At 68.7% G+C, this 18,042-nt stretch carries 19 protein-coding genes; 13 read left to right on the plus strand and 6 right to left on the minus strand.

Annotation, left to right across the window (positions count from 1 at the left end):
- Positions 1 to 70 precede the first annotated feature (70 nt).
- Positions 71 to 1,255 carry a helix-turn-helix domain-containing protein gene (locus SK803_RS36570; RefSeq protein ID WP_319970765.1) on the plus strand — a complete coding sequence of 395 codons (1,185 nt, stop codon included), beginning with the start codon at positions 71 to 73 and terminating at the stop codon, positions 1,253 to 1,255.
- Here the strand turns inward: SK803_RS36570 and SK803_RS36575 are convergent.
- Entirely contained in the window at positions 1,219 to 4,131 is a 2,913-nt protein-coding gene (locus SK803_RS36575) for an AfsR/SARP family transcriptional regulator (protein WP_319970766.1), read from the minus strand. The genes SK803_RS36570 and SK803_RS36575 overlap by 37 nt on opposite strands.
- 149 nt (positions 4,132 to 4,280) lie before the next feature.
- Here SK803_RS36575 and SK803_RS36580 point away from each other — a divergent pair, with 149 nt between their 5' ends.
- Positions 4,281 to 4,853: a vWA domain-containing protein gene (locus SK803_RS36580; protein ID WP_319970767.1), complete on the plus strand. Its 573-nt coding sequence runs from the start codon at positions 4,281 to 4,283 to the stop codon at positions 4,851 to 4,853.
- A gap of 90 nt (positions 4,854 to 4,943) precedes the next feature.
- Positions 4,944 to 5,885: a hypothetical protein gene (locus tag SK803_RS36585; protein WP_319970768.1), complete on the plus strand. Its 942-nt coding sequence runs from the start codon at positions 4,944 to 4,946 to the stop codon at positions 5,883 to 5,885.
- Here the strand turns inward: SK803_RS36585 and SK803_RS36590 are convergent.
- Positions 5,880 to 6,281: a PPOX class F420-dependent oxidoreductase gene (locus SK803_RS36590; RefSeq protein WP_319970769.1), complete on the minus strand. Its 402-nt coding sequence runs from the start codon at positions 6,279 to 6,281 to the stop codon at positions 5,880 to 5,882. The two genes, SK803_RS36585 and SK803_RS36590, sit on opposite strands and share 6 nt — an antisense overlap.
- A gap of 33 nt (positions 6,282 to 6,314) precedes the next feature.
- Entirely contained in the window at positions 6,315 to 6,854 is a 540-nt protein-coding gene (locus SK803_RS36595) for a hypothetical protein (protein WP_319970770.1), read from the minus strand.
- Positions 6,855 to 6,889: 35 nt separating this feature from the next.
- Here SK803_RS36595 and SK803_RS36600 point away from each other — a divergent pair, with 35 nt between their 5' ends.
- The 8 genes from SK803_RS36600 to SK803_RS36635 all read left to right on the plus strand — a co-directional run bounded on the left by SK803_RS36600 (position 6,890) and on the right by SK803_RS36635 (position 14,000).
- A complete protein-coding gene (locus SK803_RS36600) occupies positions 6,890 to 7,378 on the plus strand; it encodes an HAD domain-containing protein (protein ID WP_319970771.1) in 489 nt (162 codons plus the stop codon).
- An 89-nt stretch (positions 7,379 to 7,467) separates the two neighbouring features.
- On the plus strand, positions 7,468 to 8,589 hold the full coding sequence (locus tag SK803_RS36605; RefSeq protein WP_319970772.1) for an ABC transporter substrate-binding protein: 1,122 nt from the start codon (positions 7,468 to 7,470) through the stop codon (positions 8,587 to 8,589).
- On the plus strand, positions 8,586 to 9,503 hold the full coding sequence (locus SK803_RS36610; RefSeq protein WP_319970773.1) for an ABC transporter permease: 918 nt from the start codon (positions 8,586 to 8,588) through the stop codon (positions 9,501 to 9,503). The genes SK803_RS36605 and SK803_RS36610 overlap by 4 nt, the downstream gene beginning before the upstream one ends.
- Positions 9,491 to 10,294, plus strand: a complete 804-nt coding sequence (locus SK803_RS36615) for an ABC transporter permease (RefSeq protein ID WP_319970774.1) — start codon at positions 9,491 to 9,493, stop codon at positions 10,292 to 10,294. Before SK803_RS36610 ends, SK803_RS36615 begins: the two co-directional genes overlap by 13 nt.
- A gap of 4 nt (positions 10,295 to 10,298) precedes the next feature.
- Positions 10,299 to 11,330, plus strand: a complete 1,032-nt coding sequence (locus SK803_RS36620) for an ABC transporter ATP-binding protein (RefSeq protein ID WP_319970775.1) — start codon at positions 10,299 to 10,301, stop codon at positions 11,328 to 11,330.
- A complete protein-coding gene (locus tag SK803_RS36625) occupies positions 11,327 to 12,436 on the plus strand; it encodes a low temperature requirement protein A (protein WP_319970776.1) in 1,110 nt (369 codons plus the stop codon). Before SK803_RS36620 ends, SK803_RS36625 begins: the two co-directional genes overlap by 4 nt.
- A 7-nt stretch (positions 12,437 to 12,443) precedes the next feature.
- Positions 12,444 to 12,839, plus strand: coding sequence for a VOC family protein (locus tag SK803_RS36630; protein ID WP_319970777.1), 396 nt, complete (start codon positions 12,444 to 12,446; stop codon positions 12,837 to 12,839).
- On the plus strand, positions 12,840 to 14,000 hold the full coding sequence (locus tag SK803_RS36635; protein WP_319970778.1) for an MFS transporter: 1,161 nt from the start codon (positions 12,840 to 12,842) through the stop codon (positions 13,998 to 14,000).
- Between the two features lie 16 nt (positions 14,001 to 14,016).
- Here SK803_RS36635 and SK803_RS36640 read toward each other — a convergent pair whose 3' ends face one another.
- Positions 14,017 to 15,498: an LVIVD repeat-containing protein gene (locus SK803_RS36640; protein WP_406601635.1), complete on the minus strand. Its 1,482-nt coding sequence runs from the start codon at positions 15,496 to 15,498 to the stop codon at positions 14,017 to 14,019.
- A gap of 92 nt (positions 15,499 to 15,590) precedes the next feature.
- On the opposite strand from SK803_RS36640, the gene SK803_RS36645 reads away from it, so the two are divergent.
- The gene (locus SK803_RS36645) at positions 15,591 to 16,193 is read left to right on the plus strand and encodes a DUF305 domain-containing protein (RefSeq protein WP_319970779.1); all 603 of its coding nucleotides are present in this window, start codon (positions 15,591 to 15,593) and stop codon (positions 16,191 to 16,193) included.
- A 32-nt stretch (positions 16,194 to 16,225) separates the two neighbouring features.
- On the opposite strand, the gene SK803_RS36650 is transcribed toward SK803_RS36645, so the two are convergent.
- Positions 16,226 to 16,555, minus strand: coding sequence for an antibiotic biosynthesis monooxygenase family protein (locus tag SK803_RS36650; RefSeq protein WP_319970780.1), 330 nt, complete (start codon positions 16,553 to 16,555; stop codon positions 16,226 to 16,228).
- Between the two features lie 79 nt (positions 16,556 to 16,634).
- Here SK803_RS36650 and SK803_RS36655 point away from each other — a divergent pair, with 79 nt between their 5' ends.
- Positions 16,635 to 17,225 carry a TetR/AcrR family transcriptional regulator gene (locus SK803_RS36655; RefSeq protein ID WP_319970781.1) on the plus strand — a complete coding sequence of 197 codons (591 nt, stop codon included), beginning with the start codon at positions 16,635 to 16,637 and terminating at the stop codon, positions 17,223 to 17,225.
- Here SK803_RS36655 and SK803_RS36660 read toward each other — a convergent pair.
- The gene (locus SK803_RS36660) at positions 17,218 to 18,042 is read right to left on the minus strand and encodes an SDR family NAD(P)-dependent oxidoreductase (RefSeq protein ID WP_319970782.1); all 825 of its coding nucleotides are present in this window, start codon (positions 18,040 to 18,042) and stop codon (positions 17,218 to 17,220) included. The genes SK803_RS36655 and SK803_RS36660 overlap by 8 nt on opposite strands.

Raw genomic sequence — 18,042 nt, forward strand, 5'->3', positions numbered from 1 at the left:
CATGGCCAGGGCGATTGCCTTGAACACATTCGGATGGTGTACTCGGATGACGCCGGAGCGGGAGGCAATCGTGGCCGGAAGTTTTGGGGAGCTGCTGCGCGAACACCGCATCGCCGCGGGGTTGTCGATGGGGCAGCTGGCCAAGCTGATTCATTACAGCAAGGGTTATCTCAGCAAGATCGAGAACGACGTCAAACCGCCGACGCCGACCCTCGCCCGGCTGTGCGACGGCGTGCTGGACGTCGGTGGCCGGCTGATCGAGGCCGCGGTGCACGACGCACCGGCGCTCGCCCGCCGCCAGGTACTGGTGGCCGGCACGATGCTCGGTGTCGGCGCACTCGCCGGCAGCGGGCTGCGGGCGGTACCGGACGAACAGGTGATCGCGGGGATGCGCGCCTCGTTCGAGAACCTGCGGGCGCTGGGGCTGCGCACCAGTCCGACGGTGCTCATCGAACCGCTGAAAGCCTTGCAGCACACCGTGCACGGGATGGCCAGGGAGAACACCGGGCCGGTCGGCACGAGGTTGTTGCGGCTCGCCGCGCGCATCGCCGAGTACACCGGCTGGATGAGCCAGGAGGCAGGCGACGAGCAAGCGGCGCTGTGGTGGACCAGGCAGGCGTCGGAACTGTCGCGCGCGGCGGCGGATCCGGACATCGCGAGCTACTCGTTCGTGCGGGAGGCGGGGATCGCGTTCTACCGGCAGGACGCCAGGAGCACGATCAACCTCGCCCAGCAGGCGCAGTGGATCGGCAGCGCGGGGGCACGCGTCCTCGCGCTGGCCGCCCGGCGTGAGGCGCAGGGTCATGCGCTGGCCGGAGATCGTCATGCCACGGAGAGCGCGTTCGACCGAGCGGTGCGGCTGATGGATTCCGCACCGCCGGACAGCCCGTACCCGGCGCTCGGCCCCAGCGCGCCCGATCCGCTGGAACTGGCCAGGGGATGGGCGTTGAGCGATCTCGGCCTCAACGCCGAGGCCGCGCGAGTGCTGGACCGGCAGCTCGCGCTGGTGCCCGCGACGTCACGCCGCACCAGGGCCCGCTTCGGCACCAGACGAGCACTCGCCCACGCGTTGTCGGGCGACGTCGACCAGAGCTGCCGGACGTTCGCCGAGACGATCGACGACGCGGCGCACGTCGACTCGGCGACCATCCGGACCGACCTGCGGCAGCTGGCCAGAACCCTGGGCAGGTGGCACAACCACGGCGCGGTCAGGGAGATCTACCCCGACCTGAAACGACTTCTGACGCTCCGCTGACCGCACGCGCAGGTCAACTCCGCACGCTCGGCCCGCACCTCCTCCGCCTCCGGCTGGTCGAGCTCGGCGTACACGGCCTCGGCCGCGTCCCAGTGCGGCGCGGCGGCGGAGTGCCTGCCGAGCGCGTGCATCGTCCGCGCCACACCGAGTTCACCGTGGGCCTGGTGGGTGCGGTTGCCCGTGCCGGTCGCGATGTCCAGCAGCGTCAGGTACAGGCGCAGCGCCGTGGCCAGGTCGCCGCCGTCACCTGCCGTCAACGCCCTGTCGCGCAACAACCGGGCGCGCAGGTCCGTGTCGGCCACCCCGGCCGCGGCTTCGGAAGCCAGCTCGTGGTGGTGCAGTGCTTCGCCCAGCCGGCCCGCGAGCCGGTGGGCGTCGGCGATGTTGGTCAACGCGTAGGCGGCCACGCAGTCGTCGCCGAGCTGGACCGCGATCTCGTGCGCCTCGAAGTGGTCGGGGATGGCCTCGTCGAGCATCCCGAGGTGCTGCCGGATCGCGCCGCGGTTGTTCAACGCGTGGGCCAGCCCCTGCAGGTGGCCGATCTCCCGCAGCAGCCGCACGGCGTCGGTCTGTTGCCGCAGCGCCACCTCGTACTCGCGGTGCTGTTCGTTGAGGTAGCCGAGCATGCTCAACGCGTGCGCCTGGCCGCGGAGGTCCCCGCACAGCTCATACTTCGCCAGCGCGGCCTCGAAATGCCGCATCGCCTCGTCGTGGGTGCCGAGCGCCATGGCGGCGAGGGCCAGCGCGCACAACGTTGCCGCCTCGCCCGCCAGGTCACCGAGACGGGACCACCTCGGCAGCGCCTGTCCGGCCAGGTCGAGGGCCTCGGTGTGCCGGCCGAGCCGGTTGCTCGCGAAGGAGAGGCGCAGCAGCACGTGCGCCTGGCCGTAGTCGTCGTCCGCACGCACGGACGCGACGGCCTCGACCCAGTCCGCGAACCGGTTCGCCGTGTTGAAGTGCCGCCAGATCAACGCGGCCAGCTGCCAGGCGTGACCGGCGGCCGGGTGCTGGATCGCGGCCATCAGGTTGTCGCGTTCGGCGGTGATCCACGCCAACGCCTCGTCCTCGCGCGTGAACCGCAGGCTGAACGGGCTCGTGCGGTCCACCGACGGCTGGACGGTGCGGTCGAACGGGTAGGCGAGGCTCACCGCGTTGGCCAGCGTCACGAGGTAGAAGTCCAGCAGCCGTTCCAGGGCGTCCGCGGGCGGAGGTTCCCCAGCGGCGAACTCCTTGACGGAGTCCAGCATCTGGTAGCGGTCCGGCGCGATCTCCTCCAGCAGGCAGACCTCGTGCAGGTCGTCGAGCAGCTTGCGGGTGTCGGCGACGTCGCGGCCCACCAGCGCCGCCGCGCCGACGAGATCGACATCGGGACCGGGAAGATGGCCGAACAGCCGGAAGACCTGCTGCAGCTGGTCGTTGAGCTGCAGGTACGACACCTGCACGGCGGCGACTTCCCGCAACGGGCCCTGCTCGTCCAACAGGCCGAGCAGGTGGTCCAGCGACCACCTGTCGTGCCTGCGCAGCAACGCCGCCGCGACGGTGATCTCCACCGGCAGGTACCCGCAGCGTTTCACCAGACCCGCCACGTCCGCCGCCCTGCCGCGCACTCGGAACGGGTCGGTCAGCGCCCGGAACAGGTTGGAGGCGTCCTGTGGTGGCATCGGCGCCAGCCGCACGTGCTCACTGATGTCGGGGTCGCCCATCTTCCTGCTCGTCACGATCGCGAAGCAGTCCGGCGTCTCGGGCAACAGCGGCCGGATCTGGTCGGGTGAGAGCGCGTTGTCCAGCACCACGACCGTCTTCGTGCCGTAGAGGTGGGTTTGGTAGAGGGTGGCCTTCCTGCTCACCGTGTCCGGGATCAGCTCCGACGACACGCCCAGCTCGGTCAGCAGCTGGGTGAGCGCGTCCGACACGGACATCGGCGCCACACCCGGTGTGAACCCGTTGAGCCGCACCAGGAGCTGGCCGTCCGGGAACCTGTGGCGCAACCGGTGTGCGGCCTCGACGGCGAGGCCGGTCTTGCCGACACCGGGCGCGCCGCTGATCCACACGGCCCTCCGTTCGCCGGTGCCCGCCGCGGCGACCTCGATCGCCTCCAGTTCGGCTGACCGGCCGGTGAACCCTCCTGGACGCGACGGCAGCGAGCTGACCGGCTCACCGTGCTCGGCCCGTGCCGCGAGCTTGCGCAGCGCCGACCCCGGCTCGTACCCGGCGTCCGCGAGCGCGGTGCGGGCGCTCTTGTAGACGCGGATCGCGCCCACGCCGTCGCCGCCCGCGATCAGCGCGCGCATGAGGAGCTCGGCATACCTCTGGTTGGCGGGATCGGTCGGCAGGGCGCGGCGCATGCGGTCGCGCGCCGAGCGGTGGTCACCGATGAGGAGTTCCAGTTCGGCGAGGTCGCCGAGTGCGTCGCCGTAGCTCTCGGCCGGCGAGATCACGGCGGCGCCACCGACCCGATCGATGTCGATGTCGTCGAGGAACCTGCCCCGCCACAACGCGACCGCCTCGCGCAGCAGCTCCACGGCCTTGCGCTGGTCGTTGTCCTGCAAGGCGATCGCCGCCTGCTCGCGCAACCTGTCGAAGCGCAGGGTGTCGATCTGGTTCTCGTCGACGCGCAGCACGTACCCGGTCGGTGTGGTCTCGATTTCCACGTCGGTCGGCTCGAAAGCCTTGCGCAGCTTGTTGATGTAACCGCGCACGAGGTTCCGGCGGTCGGGGTTGTCGGGCCACACCGTTTCGGTGAGCCGTTCAGGTGACACGGGTTTGTTCGCGTGCAAGAGGAGTACGACGAGGACGAAGCGTTGTTGCTGGTCGCCCAAGGCCACGGAGGTGTTGCCGTGCCATGATTCCAACGGACCCAGCATACGAAATTCCACGCCGTCCTCCTGGTGCTTGAGCCTCCATCTGGGAGGAATGTCGCGCAAGGGCCCTTTGGTGTGTCAGCGAATCATCTTTTTGTCCACGATCGATCAACACGATCCGGTAACCGTTCTCCGCGTCACGCTCGGTGCTGGAGGGAAGACGGATGGTGTCCGATGTGTTGCCCTGCTACATCGTGTGCGACGTGTCGTTCTCGATGACCGATCACATCGACGAGGTGAACGCGGGAATGCGGGAATTCCGCGGTGTGGTGCACGCGGATCGCCGCGCGACCGCCCAGATTCGGCTCTGCGTGGTCGTTTTCGCGGAGAGACCGCTGGTCCTGCAGCCTCTCCTGCCCGCGCTCGACCAGGCGGAACCGATCAGGCCGCGCCAGGAACCGGGCTCTGACTTCGGTTCCGCGTTCACCCTCCTGCGCGGCACCATCGAGCGCGATGTGCGAAGTCTCAAGGCACAACGAATCCGGGTGCGCCGCCCGCTGCTGTTCTTCATCTCCGACGGCAGGGCGACGGACCAGAGCTGGCCTTTCGCCCTGGCAGCGCTCGCCGCCACGGCGTCGTGCCCGGAGATGATCGCGTTCGGGCTCGGCGCCGTCGACCAACCGGTGCTGGACCGCATCGGCACCTCGCGGGTGTTCCTGGAACGCGACGGCGTCCGGCTGGGCATCGCGCTGGCCTCGTCGGTCGCGCGGACGGCCCTGCGACCGCAGCACGTCTGAGGCGATCCACGGTGTGTCCACTTCTCGTCCACACACCCGCCGCAACCTGCCTCCGCCGCACGTGAACGGGCAAGGGGAGGGAGAGCGGAGATGACGACGACGCACGCGACATTGGTCCGTGAGCTGAAGACCCTTCGCAAGGGACGGGGTGTGCACGCCGGGAGGATCGTCGACCGGGTCGGTCCGGCACTGGCCGCCGCGTGCGGGATCACCAGGGCCGACGGACCCGCCGCCGCGAGGCAGAAGCTGGTCTCCCGGTTGACCGAGCTGATCGAACAGCTCCCGGAGGACCTGCAGCTCGCGACACGGGCCGCGTTCGGCCTCGTCTCCGACGTCCGGCACCCGCTCTACCAGGAACGGGTCAACTGGGTGGCGGCCGTGGTCGACCGCGACTCCCGCACCGTGCGCCGCCGCGTCGACGAGGCCGTCGACCAGCTCGCCGAACTCGCCGCGACGACCACCCCGCGCGACGCCGCCGGCTGGCACACCGCGGAGCTGAGCGTCGCCGTGGCGCTCGACCAGGGGCAGCCCGAGGTGCTGGAGCGCTATCAGGTCGTCGTCGACGGGGACACCGTGGACAAGCTGGAGTTCGCCTCGGTGTTCCCGGTGCGCAGGCGGGACGTGGACGTCCATCTGCTGTACGGCGGCACGTTGCTGGACCGCAGTTCCGCGGTGGAACGTCCCGGCTTCACCCTGCTCCCCGCCGAACCGCTGACGCGCGGGGACACCCACGACTTCGCGATCCGATACCGGCTGTCCAACCGCGACGTGATGCACCCGTGCGTTCTGCATGTGCCTGAACGGCCGTGCGAGGTGTTCGACCTGCGCGTGCGGTTCGAGCACGACCGCAAACGGCTCGTGCGGACGTTCGACGGGGTGCTGCAGCGGTCCGACGCCGAACCGAGCGGGACCCAGCACGAGGTGGACCGGGCGGGGGAGATCCACCTGCGGTTCCGGCGACTGCTGCCGGGGCTGCTCTACGGCGCCCGGTGGGGTGGGTCGGTGGTGTGCTCGGCTCGGCGGGCCTCATGAACGGCGGGGCTCGTACCAGGTCTCGCCCGCCGGTTCGCCCGCCATGTTCCACGCCCACGCACGGGTCGGCGTGATCCGGCTGTAGATGCCGGGGCCGGCGAGGCCGGTGCGGTCGATCGGGTCGTCCGCGATGCCGTAGACGCGGATGGCCCGTGCGACGAACGGGTCGAACGACGCCAGGTCGTCGATCACCAGTGACACCTTGCGGCGGCCGGCGGTGATGTTGCGGAACTTGCGGGTGTGCAGGACCTGCGCGCCCACGCCGCCCACCCAGAAGTGCGTGCCGTCGTATTCGAAGGACACCGGGACGACGTCGGGCTGGTCGTCCTCGTTGATCGTCGCCAGGCGGGCGAGCGGCTGGGAGCGCAGGTAGGCGATTTCCTCGTCGGTGAACATGCCCCTCATACGAACAGAGCTTCGCGGTTTCGACTACTTGGCGTCGTCGGTGGAGTCCTGGGCGGCGGGCGGACCGGCGGGAGGCCAGGTCGGTGGTGGCGGGTACCGCGGGTTGCGGCTGCGTGAGCGGCGGACCAGCACGACGACGAGGATGGTCGCGCCGATGCCGAGCAGCAGGAACACCACGAGGCCGACGATCATCCACGTGACGGCGGACTTCATGGCGGCCGCGTCGTCGTCGGGCTTCTCGGTGACCTGGCGTTCGCCGAACGTGTCTCGCAGGGTGGCCTCGGCGTAGGTCTGCCGGGTTCCGTTGAGCTTGATCGACAGCTGGTCGAGATGCTCGGGGTAGGTGTCCCAGACGATCTTGGCGATCTGCTCGTAGTCGTGTGCCTGGTCCTCGGCGGACGCGGTGATCTCCAGGGTGTCGGTGCCGTTGTGGGAGCGGTGGTACACCGAGACGCTCGTGTAGCCGGCGTCCTGGACGCGGGTTCGCAACGAAAGCACGTCGTCGAGCGCGCCGCAGCCGGCCAGTGCGGCGCACAGCAGGACGAACAGCGCGAGACGTTTCACAGCGGAAGCGTACGAGGCAGGGCATGCTGGGCGAGGTGAAACCGCTGATCCTGGTCGACGTCGACGGCCCGCTCAACCCGTGGGCCGCGCACCCCAAGCCGCCGAACTACCGGCTGTTCGAGATCAAGGTCGGCTGGCGGCGCAAGCTGCGCATCTGGCTCGACCCGGATCACGGCGACCAGTTGAGACAGCTGGCCGAGGAGTTCGGCGCCGAACTCGCCTGGGTCACCACGTGGATGCACCGGGCGAACGTCGAGATAGGGCCGCGGCTGGGGCTGCCGGAGCTCAAGGTGATCGAGTTCCACGCCGAGCAGGGCTGGAAGTACCCCGCGGTCGCCAGGTACGCCTACGGACGGCCCCTGGTCTGGTTCGACGACGACTTCGGGCTGCACCGGGACAGGAACCGGGAATTCGTCCACAAGCGACAGCCTCTGACCACCGCACTCATCCACGTCGACCCGGCCACCGGGATCACGGGGCAGCACCTGGGGGAAGCTCGGAAAGCATTCAGCGGCAACTCGTAGGGCACCAAGAATTCATGGTTGGAGTCGAGAAGGTCTCAACCGGCGCGGCTGGCTTGACAACGAAAGCTTTCCGCGCGAATCCTCCGCCTGTGCTGAAGCGAGGGAACGTCACCACGAAACTGATCGGCGTCGGTGCGTTGGTGCTGGCGGTGGCCGCCTGTGGCGCCCCGCCCGCCAAGGAGACGCCGGCCGGTGCCGCCGGAACCGCGAAGTCGGCGAGTGAGTTCGGCGGCATGGACAAGCTGGTCGAGGCCGCCAAGAAGGAGGGCAAGCTCAACGTCATCGCGCTGCCCCCGGACTGGGCGAACTACGGCGAGATCATCAAGGCGTTCGAGGCCAAGTACGGCATCAAGGTCGACTCGGCCCAGCCGGACGCGTCCAGCCAGGAAGAGATCAACGCGGCCAAGCAGCTCAAGGGCAACGACCGGGCGCCGGACGTGTTCGACCTCGGGCTGAACGTGGCTCTGGCGAACAAGGACCTGTTCGCTCCCTACAAGGTCAGCACCTGGGACGACATCGCCGCGGAGCTCAAGGACGCGGACGGTGCCTACTACGGTGACTACGGCGGCTTCATGTCGATCGGCTACGACGCCGCCAAGGTGCCGGCGCCGACGAGCGTGAAGGACCTGCTCAAGCCCGAGTACAAGGGCAAGGTCGCGCTCAACGGCGACCCGACGCAGGCCGGTGCCGCGTTCTCCGGCGTCGTGATGGCGGCGCTGGGCAACGGCGGCAGCGCCGACGACATCGCCCCCGGTGTCGAGTTCTTCAAGCAGCTCAAGCAGGCAGGCAACTTCCAGCCGGTCGACCCGTCGCCCGCGACGATCGAGTCCGGTCAGACGCCCGTCGTCATCGACTGGGACTACACCAACGCCGCCCAGACCGAGAAGCTCAAGGGCAAGCTCGACTGGAAGGTCGTCGTCCCGGCCGAGGCCCAGATCGGCGGCTACTACAACCAGGCCGTCAGCAAGGACGCGCCGCACCCCGCGGCCGCGCGCCTGTGGCAGGAGTTCCTCTACTCCGACGAGGGCCAGAACCTCTACCTGAAGGGCATGTCCCGCCCGGTTCGCCTGGACAAGATGGGCGACAAGGCGGACAAGGCGGCGAAGGAGAAGCTGCCCAAGACCGACGGCAAGCAGGTGTTCCAGACGCAGGCGCAGGCCGACAGGGCCAAGGCCGTGCTGACGGCGACCTGGGCGCAGGCCATCGGATGACCTCGGTCGCTCCCGTAGCGACGACGCCCGGCGGCTCCACCAAGATCAAAGGTGGGGCTGCCGGTCGGCCATCTGCGGCCGCTTGGCTGGTCGCGGTGCCGTTCCTCGCGTTCGTCGGCATCTTCCTCGTCTACCCCACGGTGCTCGTGCTGTTCGGTGCCTTCCAGGACTCCAACGGCGCGTTCACGCTCGACAACCTCACGAGCCTGTTCACGGGTGTCGTCTTCGACGCCTTCGTGCGCAGCATCGAACTGTCCGCGCTCACCGCGGTCATCGGCGCGATCTTCGGCGCGCTGCTCACGTGGGCGATCGCGGTCGGCAAGTCCGAGGGCATGCTGCGCAGGGTCGTCGTCGCCGGGTCCGGTGTGCTCGCCCAGTTCGGTGGCGTGCCGCTGGCGTTCGCGTTCCTCGCGACGGTCGGCTTCGAGGGCCTGGTCACGAAGTTCCTGCGTGACAACGTTGGCATCGACCTGTTCGCCGGCAGCGCCTGGCTGTTCGAGCTGCCCGGCCTGACGCTCGTCTACACGTTCTTCCAGATCCCGCTGATGGTCATCGTGTTCCTGCCCGCGCTGGACGGCCTGCGTCCACAGTGGCGTGAGGCGAACGCGAGCCTCGGCGGCACGAGCTGGACGTTCTGGCGGCACGTCGGCGGCCCGATCCTGCTGCCGCCGTTCCTCGGCGCGCTGCTCCTGCTGTTCGCCAACGCCTTCAGCGCCTACGCCACGGCCGCCGCGCTCGTCTCGCAGGGCAGCCCGATCGTGCCGCTGCAGATCCGCGGCTTCCTCACCGGTGAGGTCGTGCTGGGCCAGGAGAACCTGGGCAAGGCGCTGGGCCTCGGCATGGTGATCGTGGTCAGCATCGCGATGGGCGTGAACGTGCTGCTGCAGAAGAAGGTGGCCAAGTGGGTTCGCTAGTGAAGCAGCGCGTCCTGCGCACGGTCGTCCTGCTGGTCCTCGGCGTCTACTTCATCCTGCCGCTGATCGCGATGGCGGAGTTCTCGACGCGGGGCAGGGGCGGTAACCGCAGCCTCGAGTCGTGGACGTCCATCGTCGACGACGAAGGGCTGATGGAAGCGCTCGTCAACTCGCTGCTGCTGTCGGTCACCAGCGCGGTGCTGATGCTGGTGCTGCTCGTACCGACGATGGCGTGGATCCGGCTGCGGCTCCCGCAGCTGCAGCGGCTCGTGGAGTTCCTGTGCCTGCTGCCGCTCGCGATCCCCGCGATCGTGCTGGTCGTCGGCATGGCGCCGCTCTACGCGTGGGTGAACTACTTCCTCGGCGACTCACCGCTGACGCTGACCTTCGCGTACACGATCCTGGTGCTGCCGTTCGCCTACCGCGCGGTCGACGCCGGTCTCGCCGCGATCGACCTGAAAACACTCGCGGAAGCCGCACGCAGCCTCGGCGCGTCGTGGTTCGCGGTGCTGTGGAAGGTCGTCGTGCCCAACATCCGTGTCGCCCTCATCGGTGCGTCACTGCTGTCGGTGGCCTTGGTGCTCGGCGAGTTCACCATCGCGTCGCTGCTCAACTTCGACACGCTGCAGGTGCAGGTCAACCTGCTCGGCAAGCGCAACGCGGGTGTGTCCATCGCGGTGTCGCTGCTGTGCCTGCTCTTCGCGTTCGTCCTCCTGTTCGCACTCTCTTATGTCGGCCAGCGGCGCCGTCAGACCGTTGCTGAAGAAGAAGTTCTGCCGGGGAGCAACTGAGACTATGGGCCACTTGGAACTCAAGGGACTGCGCAAGTCCTTCGGCGGCAACACCGCACTCGACGGTCTGGATCTGGAGCTGGCCGAGGGCGAGCTGGTGTCGCTGCTCGGTCCGTCGGGCTGCGGCAAGACGACGGCGCTGCGCATCGTCGCGGGCTTCGAGACGTCCGACTCCGGCACGGTCACCGTGGGCGGCAAGGACATCACGAAGGTCCCGGCGAACAAGCGGGACATGGGCATGGTCTTCCAGGCCTACAGCCTCTTCCCGAACATGACCGCGGCGCAGAACGTCGCGTTCGGCCTGAAGATGCGCAAGGCCGACACCAAACGGACCGGTGAGCTGCTCGAACTCGTGGGTCTCGCGCACCTCGGTGGCCGGTACCCGCACCAGATGTCGGGTGGTCAGCAGCAGCGCATCGCCCTGGCGCGCGCGCTCGCGATCCAGCCGCGCGTGCTGCTGCTGGACGAGCCGCTGTCCGCATTGGACGCCAAGGTCCGCGTCTCGCTGCGGGACGAGATCCGTCGCATCCAGACGGAGCTCGGCATGACGACGCTGTTCGTCACGCACGACCAGGAGGAGGCGCTCGCCGTCTCCGACCGCGTCGGCGTCATGTCGCACGGCCGGCTGGAACAGCTGGACACGCCGTCCGTCGTGTACCGGCAGCCCGCCACGGCGTTCGTGGCGCAGTTCGTCGGTGTCACGAACAGCGTGGTGGCCAAGGCCGAGGGGCAGACGGTCGTCGTCAACGGCGTCACGGTCGCGGCGGAGCACGACCAGCCGTCCGGAAGCGACGTTCGCGTCATCGTGCGGCCGGAGGACATCGGCGTTTCCGCACACGACGGCGACACCAATGGCAAGATCGTGGGCGACGTGCTGACCCAGTCGTTCCTCGGGCCGGTCACGCGGATCTCGGTGCGGGTGGGCGAGCAGGTGCTGCGCGTCGACCAGCCGTCGAACACCGCTGCCGCGTTCCAGCCGGGCACGCGGGTCGCGCTCGACCTCACCGAATCACGGATCATGGTGGTGCCTGGATGATCAGAAAGCTCCTCGCGCGCGACACGGCGGAGACCCACCGGGTCGCGACGCCGTTGGAGCTGTTGTTCGACCTGAGCTTCGTGGTGGCGGTCGCCCAGGCCGCAGCCTCGTTGCACCACGCCGTGTCCGAGAACCACGCGGGGGCCGGCCTGCTGGCGTTCTGCATGGCGTTCTTCGCGCTGTGGCTGCCGTGGCTGAACTTCACCTGGTTCGCCAGCGCGTTCGACAACGACGACACGCTGTACCGGATCATCACGATGGTCCAGATCGCCGGTGTGCTGGTGATCGCGGCGGGCATCCCCGCCGTCTTCGAGCACCAGGACTACCGGATCGTCGTCAGCGGCTACGTCGTCATCCGGCTCGCGATGGTCGCGCACTGGCTCAGGGCGTCGCGGGACAACCCGTCGCACAAGAGCTGCACCCGCCGCTACGCCGCCGGTATCGCCGGTATGCAGGTGCTCTGGGTGCTGTGGGTGATCGTGGCGCCGCCGAGCCTCCAGCTCCCGCTGTGGGTGATCTTCATGATCGGCGAGCTGCTGGTGCCGGTCTGGGCGGAGCGCGACGAGGCGACGACGTGGCACCCCCACCACATCGCGGAGCGGCACGGCCTGTTCACGCTGATCGTGCTCGGCGAGTCGATCCTGTCGACCACGATGGCGTTCCAGAAGGGCTTCGACAGCGGCGTCAACCTCATCTCGCTCGCCGTGGCCAGCCTGATCATCGTGTTCTCGGTGTGGTGGATCTACTTCGAGGCGCCCGCGCACCTGCACTCGCTGAAGAAGGCGTTCCTGTGGGGCTACGCGCACCTGTTCATCCTCGGCTCGATCGCCGCGCTCGGTGCCGGTCTCGCGGCCAGCGTCGACTACGACCTGCACCTCTCGCACGCACCGGGCACGACGATCGCCGCGTTCACGACCGTGCCGCTCGCGGTCTTCTTCCTGTGCGTCTGGTACGTGCAGGACTGCCCGGGACAGGCTGGGCCGCGCAAGTACCTGCTGCCGCTCGGGTCCGTCGCGGTGCTCGCTGCGACGTTCGGACCAGCGCCGATCCACGTCACGGCGGGGATCACCCTGGTTCTCGTGATCCTCACACGGCTGGTGCGATGATCAGTGCATGACCGGTGTTCGTGAACTCCGCCTAGTCGTCACCGCTGCCGACTACGACGAGGCCCTGCGCTTCTACCGCGACGTGCTCGGCCTCGAGCAACGGGCGGCGTTCGCGTCCGACGGCGGGCGGGTCACGATCCTGGAGGCCGGGCGGGCCACGCTGGAGCTCACCGATCCGCCGCACGCGGAGTTCATCGACGACGTCGAGGTGGGCAGGCGCGTCGCCGGGCACATCCGGGTCGCGTTCGAGGTGGACGACTCCGAACGCACGACCCGTGCACTCGAAGCCGCCGGGGCCGAGGTGATCGCGGAGCCGACGCGCACACCGTGGAACTCGCTGAACGCCCGGCTGGCGGCGCCGGCCGGGTTGCAGCTGACGTTGTTCCAGGAGCTGGGCGAGTAGATGACGATCTCCGCTGCCGGTTACCGCGATCTCGCGAACCGGGACGTGCTGGCGTGCGCCGTGGTCACGGTCGCCGCGAAGCTGCCGATGTCGATGACGCCGCTGATGATGGTGTTCCTGACCAGGGGACTGCCCGGCGGGTACGTGCTGGCCGCGTCGCTGGTCGCGGTCTACGTGCTGGGTGAGGTGCTCGGCGCCGCGCTGCTCGGGCTGTTCCTCGACCCGTCGCGGATGCGGGGCCAGCTGTCGGTCGGCCTGCTCGTCGGCGCGGCCGCGTTCACGACGCTGGCGCTGACCACGAACGTGACGGTGCTGGTGATCGCGGCGCTCGTGGCCGGTGCCGGGCCGTCGACGACACCGGGAGGGCTGCGCGCGATGCTGCTCGGGCTGGTGCCGGACTCGTTGGTGCCCAAGGCGATGGGCTTCGACGCCATGATCACGCAGGTGGTGTGGGCGGTCGCACCGGCGCTGGTGACCGTCCTGGCGTTGAGCGTCGATCGCCGTGCGCCCGTTGTGGTGTCGGTGTCGTTGATCGTCGTCGCGGCCTGGCTGGTGTTCATCCTGCCGCGCGGGCACGTGACCTCGCGTTCCGGCACGGCGAAGGTGCGCGTGGTGGCGTCGGCGTGGCCGATCTACCTGGTGAGCGCGGCGGCGCTGGCGCAGCTGGCGGTCGCGGAGCTGGTGCTGCCGGCGTTGCTGGAGCACCGGGGGATCGCCATCGGCTGGATCGGGCCGCTGCTCATGGGTTTCGCGGCGTGCAGCGCGCTGGGTGCGGTGCTGTACGGACTGCGGCCGTGGCCGGGAACGTTCCGCACACAGGGTTTGGTGCTGCTCGTCATCACCGCGACGTGCGTGGGGGCGGTGGGGTTGTTCCCGAACCTGCCGGGCATCGCGGGGGCGTTGCTGGCGGCTGGGTTGTTCCAGTCCGGGGTGCTCGTGACGCGGAGTCTGGCTCTGCGTGAACGGCTTCCGGTCGGAGCGCACGCGGCCGGGTTCTCGATGATGTACGCGGTGACCGGCGCGGGCTACGGGATCACGGCCGTCGTCGCCGCGTGGGCGTTGGACGTCGGCTCACCGATCTGGGCGGTTTTCGGTGGTGTCGCGGTGACTCTGGTCCTGACAGCGGTCAGCGCGGCTGCCGAGAAACGGCAGCCGCGCTGATGTTCAAGGCTTCTGTCTACCCGCGGTAGAAGTTGCCCTGGGTCTGCACGTTGAGCTCGTCCGTGCGGAAGAACTTCGCCACGAACGTGCGCGGGTCGCGCATGTCGATCACGTCGAAGCCGCGGCCCATCTCCGAGGAGTAGATGTAGCCGTTGTACCAGTAGGTCGACCAGGTACCGCCGCCGCCGTTGTTCGGCATCGGGCCGCGCTCGAAGAAGCCGATCTCACGCGGCTTGCTCGAGTTCGTGAAGTCCCACACCGAGATGCCGCCCTGGTACCAGGACTGCACCATGATGTCCTTGCCGGGCACGGGGATCAGCGAGCCGTTGTGGGCGACGCAGTTCTCCGAGTCCGCCTGCATGCGGGGGATCTTGTAGTAGGACTTGAAGACCAGCTTGCGGTTCTTGCCCTTGCCCACGATGTCGTAGATGCCGTTGGCACCGCGGTTCGGCCCGATCTTCTCGTTGCACGTCGCCGCGCCGCCGCCACCGAGCTCGTCGGTGAAGACGACCTTGGTGCCGCTGTTGTTGAAGGTCGCCGAGTGCCAGAACGCGAAGTGCGCGTCGTCCTGGACCCGGTTGATCTCGACCAGGTTCTCCCGGTCGGAGATGTCCCACAGCACGCCGTCACCCATGCACGCGCCGGCCGCGAGGTCGAGCTGCGGGTAGACGGTGATGTCGTGGCAACCCGAGGTGGCCGAGGTGTAGCCGGTCTCGATCGTGCCGGGCCTGCCCAGGTTGCCGCCGTCCGGGAAGAGCACCGGCGCCTTGAGCAGCGACGCCGCGGCCGGGTTCTTCACCGGGACCTTGACGATCGAGATCTTGTCGTGCGGCGGCTGGCAGTCCGGGAACGTGGCGTTGGGCGAGTAGGACGAGATGTAGAGGTAGAGGCTCTTCTTGTCCTTGGCCGGCACCAGCGTGTGGGTGTGCGAACCGCAGTCGGTCTCGACGGCGGCGACGTACTTCGGGGCCGCCTTGTCGCTGATGTCGAAGACCTTGATGCCCTCCCAAGAGGACTTCTGGGTCGCGGGCTGCGACACGCTGTTGCAGGAGTTGTCGTTGCGCGACGAGTCGGTCGACAGGAACAGCAGGTTCCCGTACACCGAGACGTCGTTCTGCGAGCCGGGGCAGAGGACCTGGCTCTTGATCGTCGGCTTCTTCGGGTTGCGGATGTCGTAGATGACGAAGCCGTTGTAGTTGCCGACGAACGCGTAGTTGTCCTGGAACGCGATGTCGGTCTGAGTGGCGTCGAGCGGAGCCTGCTTGTCCAGGTGGCCGACCGGGACCATGTTGCGGCTGCGGCTGATCTCGTCGACGCCGGGAATACCGCTGACCGCTTCGGCCTGCGACTCGAGCTGAGCCTCGCTCAGCCCCTTGCCGTCGGCGGGAAGGTCAGGCTCGGCGAACGCGGGCGCCGTCAACGTCGACAGCGTCAGCGCGAGCGCCCCCAGAACCGCGAAAGGCGTTCTGCGCCGCCGGGCCGTTTCGCGTGAAGTCACTGCTGTACCCCCTCAGTACGGGTTGGTGAGGGGGAGTATGACCCTTTCGCCTTGCTAAGGGCCAGCGTCTTTCGGAGGGTATTCTCCCTCGCATGCGTTCTGCGGTTCTGGTCATCGTCGCGGCATTCGCCCTGTTGGCAGGCTGTACATCGGAGCCGGATGCGGTTCCGGTCATCGCGCCGGACACACCCGGCGGCTCGGCGCCGACGTTGGCGCCGTCGGACGCTTCCCGTGCGGTTCCGCCACCGCCCAACGAAGCCGACCGCACGTACGTGGACATGATGATCGTCCACCACGAGCAGGCGCTGGCGATGACCAGGTTCGCCCCGGACCGCGCCGAGAACGCGACGGTGAAGGGCCTGGCGGACCGCATCCGCTACAGCCAGGAACCCGAGATCGGCGCCATGAAGCAGTGGCAGCGCACGTTCAACGTCGTCGGTGGGCACGCCGACCACGGTTCGATGCCCGGCATGGCCACGCAGGACCAGTTGAACGCGCTGGGGGCCGCGCGGGGCAAGGACTTCGACCGGATGTTCCTGGAACTGATGATCAAGCACCACGAGGGTGCGATCAAGATGGCGACGGACGTGCGCGGGGCCGGCGTCAACGTCCAGGTCGAGGAGATGGCGGACGACGTGGTCGCCACGCAGTCCGACGAGATCAACCGGATGAAGGCCCTGCTGCCCACTCTGTGAGGAACAGGCTGTGAGAAAGCAGGGCCGCGCTCTCACGCCTCGGTGCGCTGCTGCGGCAGCACCATGTCCTCGGCGTGCTGGAAGGTCTCGACGGCGTTGCCCGTGACGTGCCTGGCGATGCCGCGGTTGCGCTTGTGCGCCTCGCGGAACGAGTCGGAGGCGACCCAGGCGCGGAAGTGCTCCTCGGACTCGAACTCGTTCACCGAGACGTACGGCTGGTCGTCCTTGGTCGGCTTGAGGAGCGTGCTGCGCAGCAGCCCGGGGACGCCGGGGAGAAACGTGCGCATGTTGGTGCGGAAGTGGTCCTCGAACTCCTTTGCCCGCTCGGCAGGGACGAACAAGCGGTTCGTCGCGATGAACACGGGGCCTCCTTGATTCCGACGCTCTGTCGGGAACTATTCCAACTCCCCGTCGGGAAAGCAAGCGCGATACGATCCCGAGGTGCCGAGGATCAGTGCCGACACCGTTGCGGAGCACCGCGCCAACCGGTTGCGCGCCCTGCTGGACGCGGGGCGGGACATCGTGGCGACCGAGGGGGCGGAGGCGCTGACGCTCGCGTCGCTCGCCAGACGCGTGGGGCTGTCCCGGCCGAGCCTCTACGAGTACTTCCGGTCGCGCGAAGAACTGGTCGCGGCGATCGTGTCCGACGCGCTGCCGGAGTGGGCGGACAAGCTGGAGGACGCGGTCAACAGTGCCACGTCCGTGCCGGAGAAGATCGAGGCGTACCTGCGCACCGAGCTGGCGATCATCACCGACGGCAGTCACGGGGCGGTGGTGGCCCTCTCCGCGCACACGTTGCCGGACTCGTCGCGCGAGCAGATCCGTGCCGAGCACGAACGGCTGCTGGCGCCGTTGGTCGGTGTCTTCAAGACGGCCGGTGTGCAGCGCGCGCAGTTGCGGGCGATGCTCGTGCACGCGATGGTCGAGGCGACGTCCCGGATGATCACCCCTGGCCGCAACGAGCACAACGAGGCGGTCATCCAGACGCTGCTCGACCAGGTCGTGCACGGGCTGGACCAGCCCATCAGCTGAACGGCAGCACCTCGCCGGCGCGGACGAGTTCGCCGTGGTGCTCAGGTTTCACCGGGTTCAGCGCGAGGTCCAGCAACGCCGTCGCGGCCTGCGCCGGGGTCGGTGCGGTGCTGACGTCCCACCACAGTGCGGACGTGGGCGTGTTGATCATCCCCGGGCAGACGGCGGAGATCAGGATGCCGCGTTCCGCGTCGGATTCCCTGCGCTGCTCGGCTAGCACGCGGACTGCGGCCACCTGGCCGATCTTGGACGGGATGTTCACGAAGCCCGGCCACGCGCCGGCCTTCGCTCTGCCGTCCTTGACCGCGTCGCGCCACAACGCGATCTGCTGGTCCACCTCGTCCAAAGTGGACGGCTTGGTGAACCGCTCGTGCAACACCGGCGCCAGGTGGTGCAGCGTGCCCAGCGAGCTGGCGACGACGAGCAGCCTGCCGTTGTCGTTGAGCAGTGGCGCGAACGCCTTGAGCAGTCTCGTGGTGCCGAAGTTGTTCACCTCCGTGTACTGGTCGGCGATCACGCGCGGGTCGTCGTCCGGGCCGACGCGCATGACCGCGTTGCCGAAGACGATGTCGATGCCGCCGTGCCGTTCGTGGATCTGCCGGGCCAGCTTGGCGGCCGCGTCGGGGTCGGCGACGTCGAGCAGTTCGCCGCGGACCTCGGCGCCGCCGCCGGGCATGGACCCGACGGCGGTCATGACGCGGTTCATGTCGCGGCCGGTGAGGTAGACGGTGTCGGTGGGCTCCAGGCGTTGCGCGAGTCCTTCGACCAGGGCCAGACCGAGGCCCTGGGTGGCGCCGGTGACGAGTGCGACTGTCAT

Origin of the sequence: Lentzea miocenica, assembly GCF_033949945.1 — a bacterium.
Lineage (GTDB): Bacteria > Actinomycetota > Actinomycetes > Mycobacteriales > Pseudonocardiaceae > Lentzea > Lentzea miocenica.

Bases quoted from the DNA above. Each gene is read 5' to 3' on its own strand.
- SK803_RS36610 (WP_319970773.1), top strand. From the start codon at position 8,586: ATGACCTCGGTCGCTCCCGTAGCGACGACGCCCGGCGGCTCCACCAAG.
- SK803_RS36630 (WP_319970777.1), top strand. From the start codon at position 12,444: ATGACCGGTGTTCGTGAACTCCGCCTAGTCGTCACCGCTGCCGACTAC.
- SK803_RS36645 (WP_319970779.1), top strand. From the start codon at position 15,591: ATGCGTTCTGCGGTTCTGGTCATCGTCGCGGCATTCGCCCTGTTGGCA.
- SK803_RS36620 (WP_319970775.1), top strand. From the start codon at position 10,299: ATGGGCCACTTGGAACTCAAGGGACTGCGCAAGTCCTTCGGCGGCAAC.
- SK803_RS36625 (WP_319970776.1), top strand. From the start codon at position 11,327: ATGATCAGAAAGCTCCTCGCGCGCGACACGGCGGAGACCCACCGGGTC.
- SK803_RS36660 (WP_319970782.1), bottom strand. From the start codon at position 18,042: ATGACAGTCGCACTCGTCACCGGCGCCACCCAGGGCCTCGGTCTGGCC.
- SK803_RS36635 (WP_319970778.1), top strand. From the start codon at position 12,840: ATGACGATCTCCGCTGCCGGTTACCGCGATCTCGCGAACCGGGACGTG.
- SK803_RS36590 (WP_319970769.1), bottom strand. From the start codon at position 6,281: ATGTTCACCGACGAGGAAATCGCCTACCTGCGCTCCCAGCCGCTCGCC.
- SK803_RS36585 (WP_319970768.1), top strand. From the start codon at position 4,944: ATGACGACGACGCACGCGACATTGGTCCGTGAGCTGAAGACCCTTCGC.
- SK803_RS36580 (WP_319970767.1), top strand. From the start codon at position 4,281: ATGGTGTCCGATGTGTTGCCCTGCTACATCGTGTGCGACGTGTCGTTC.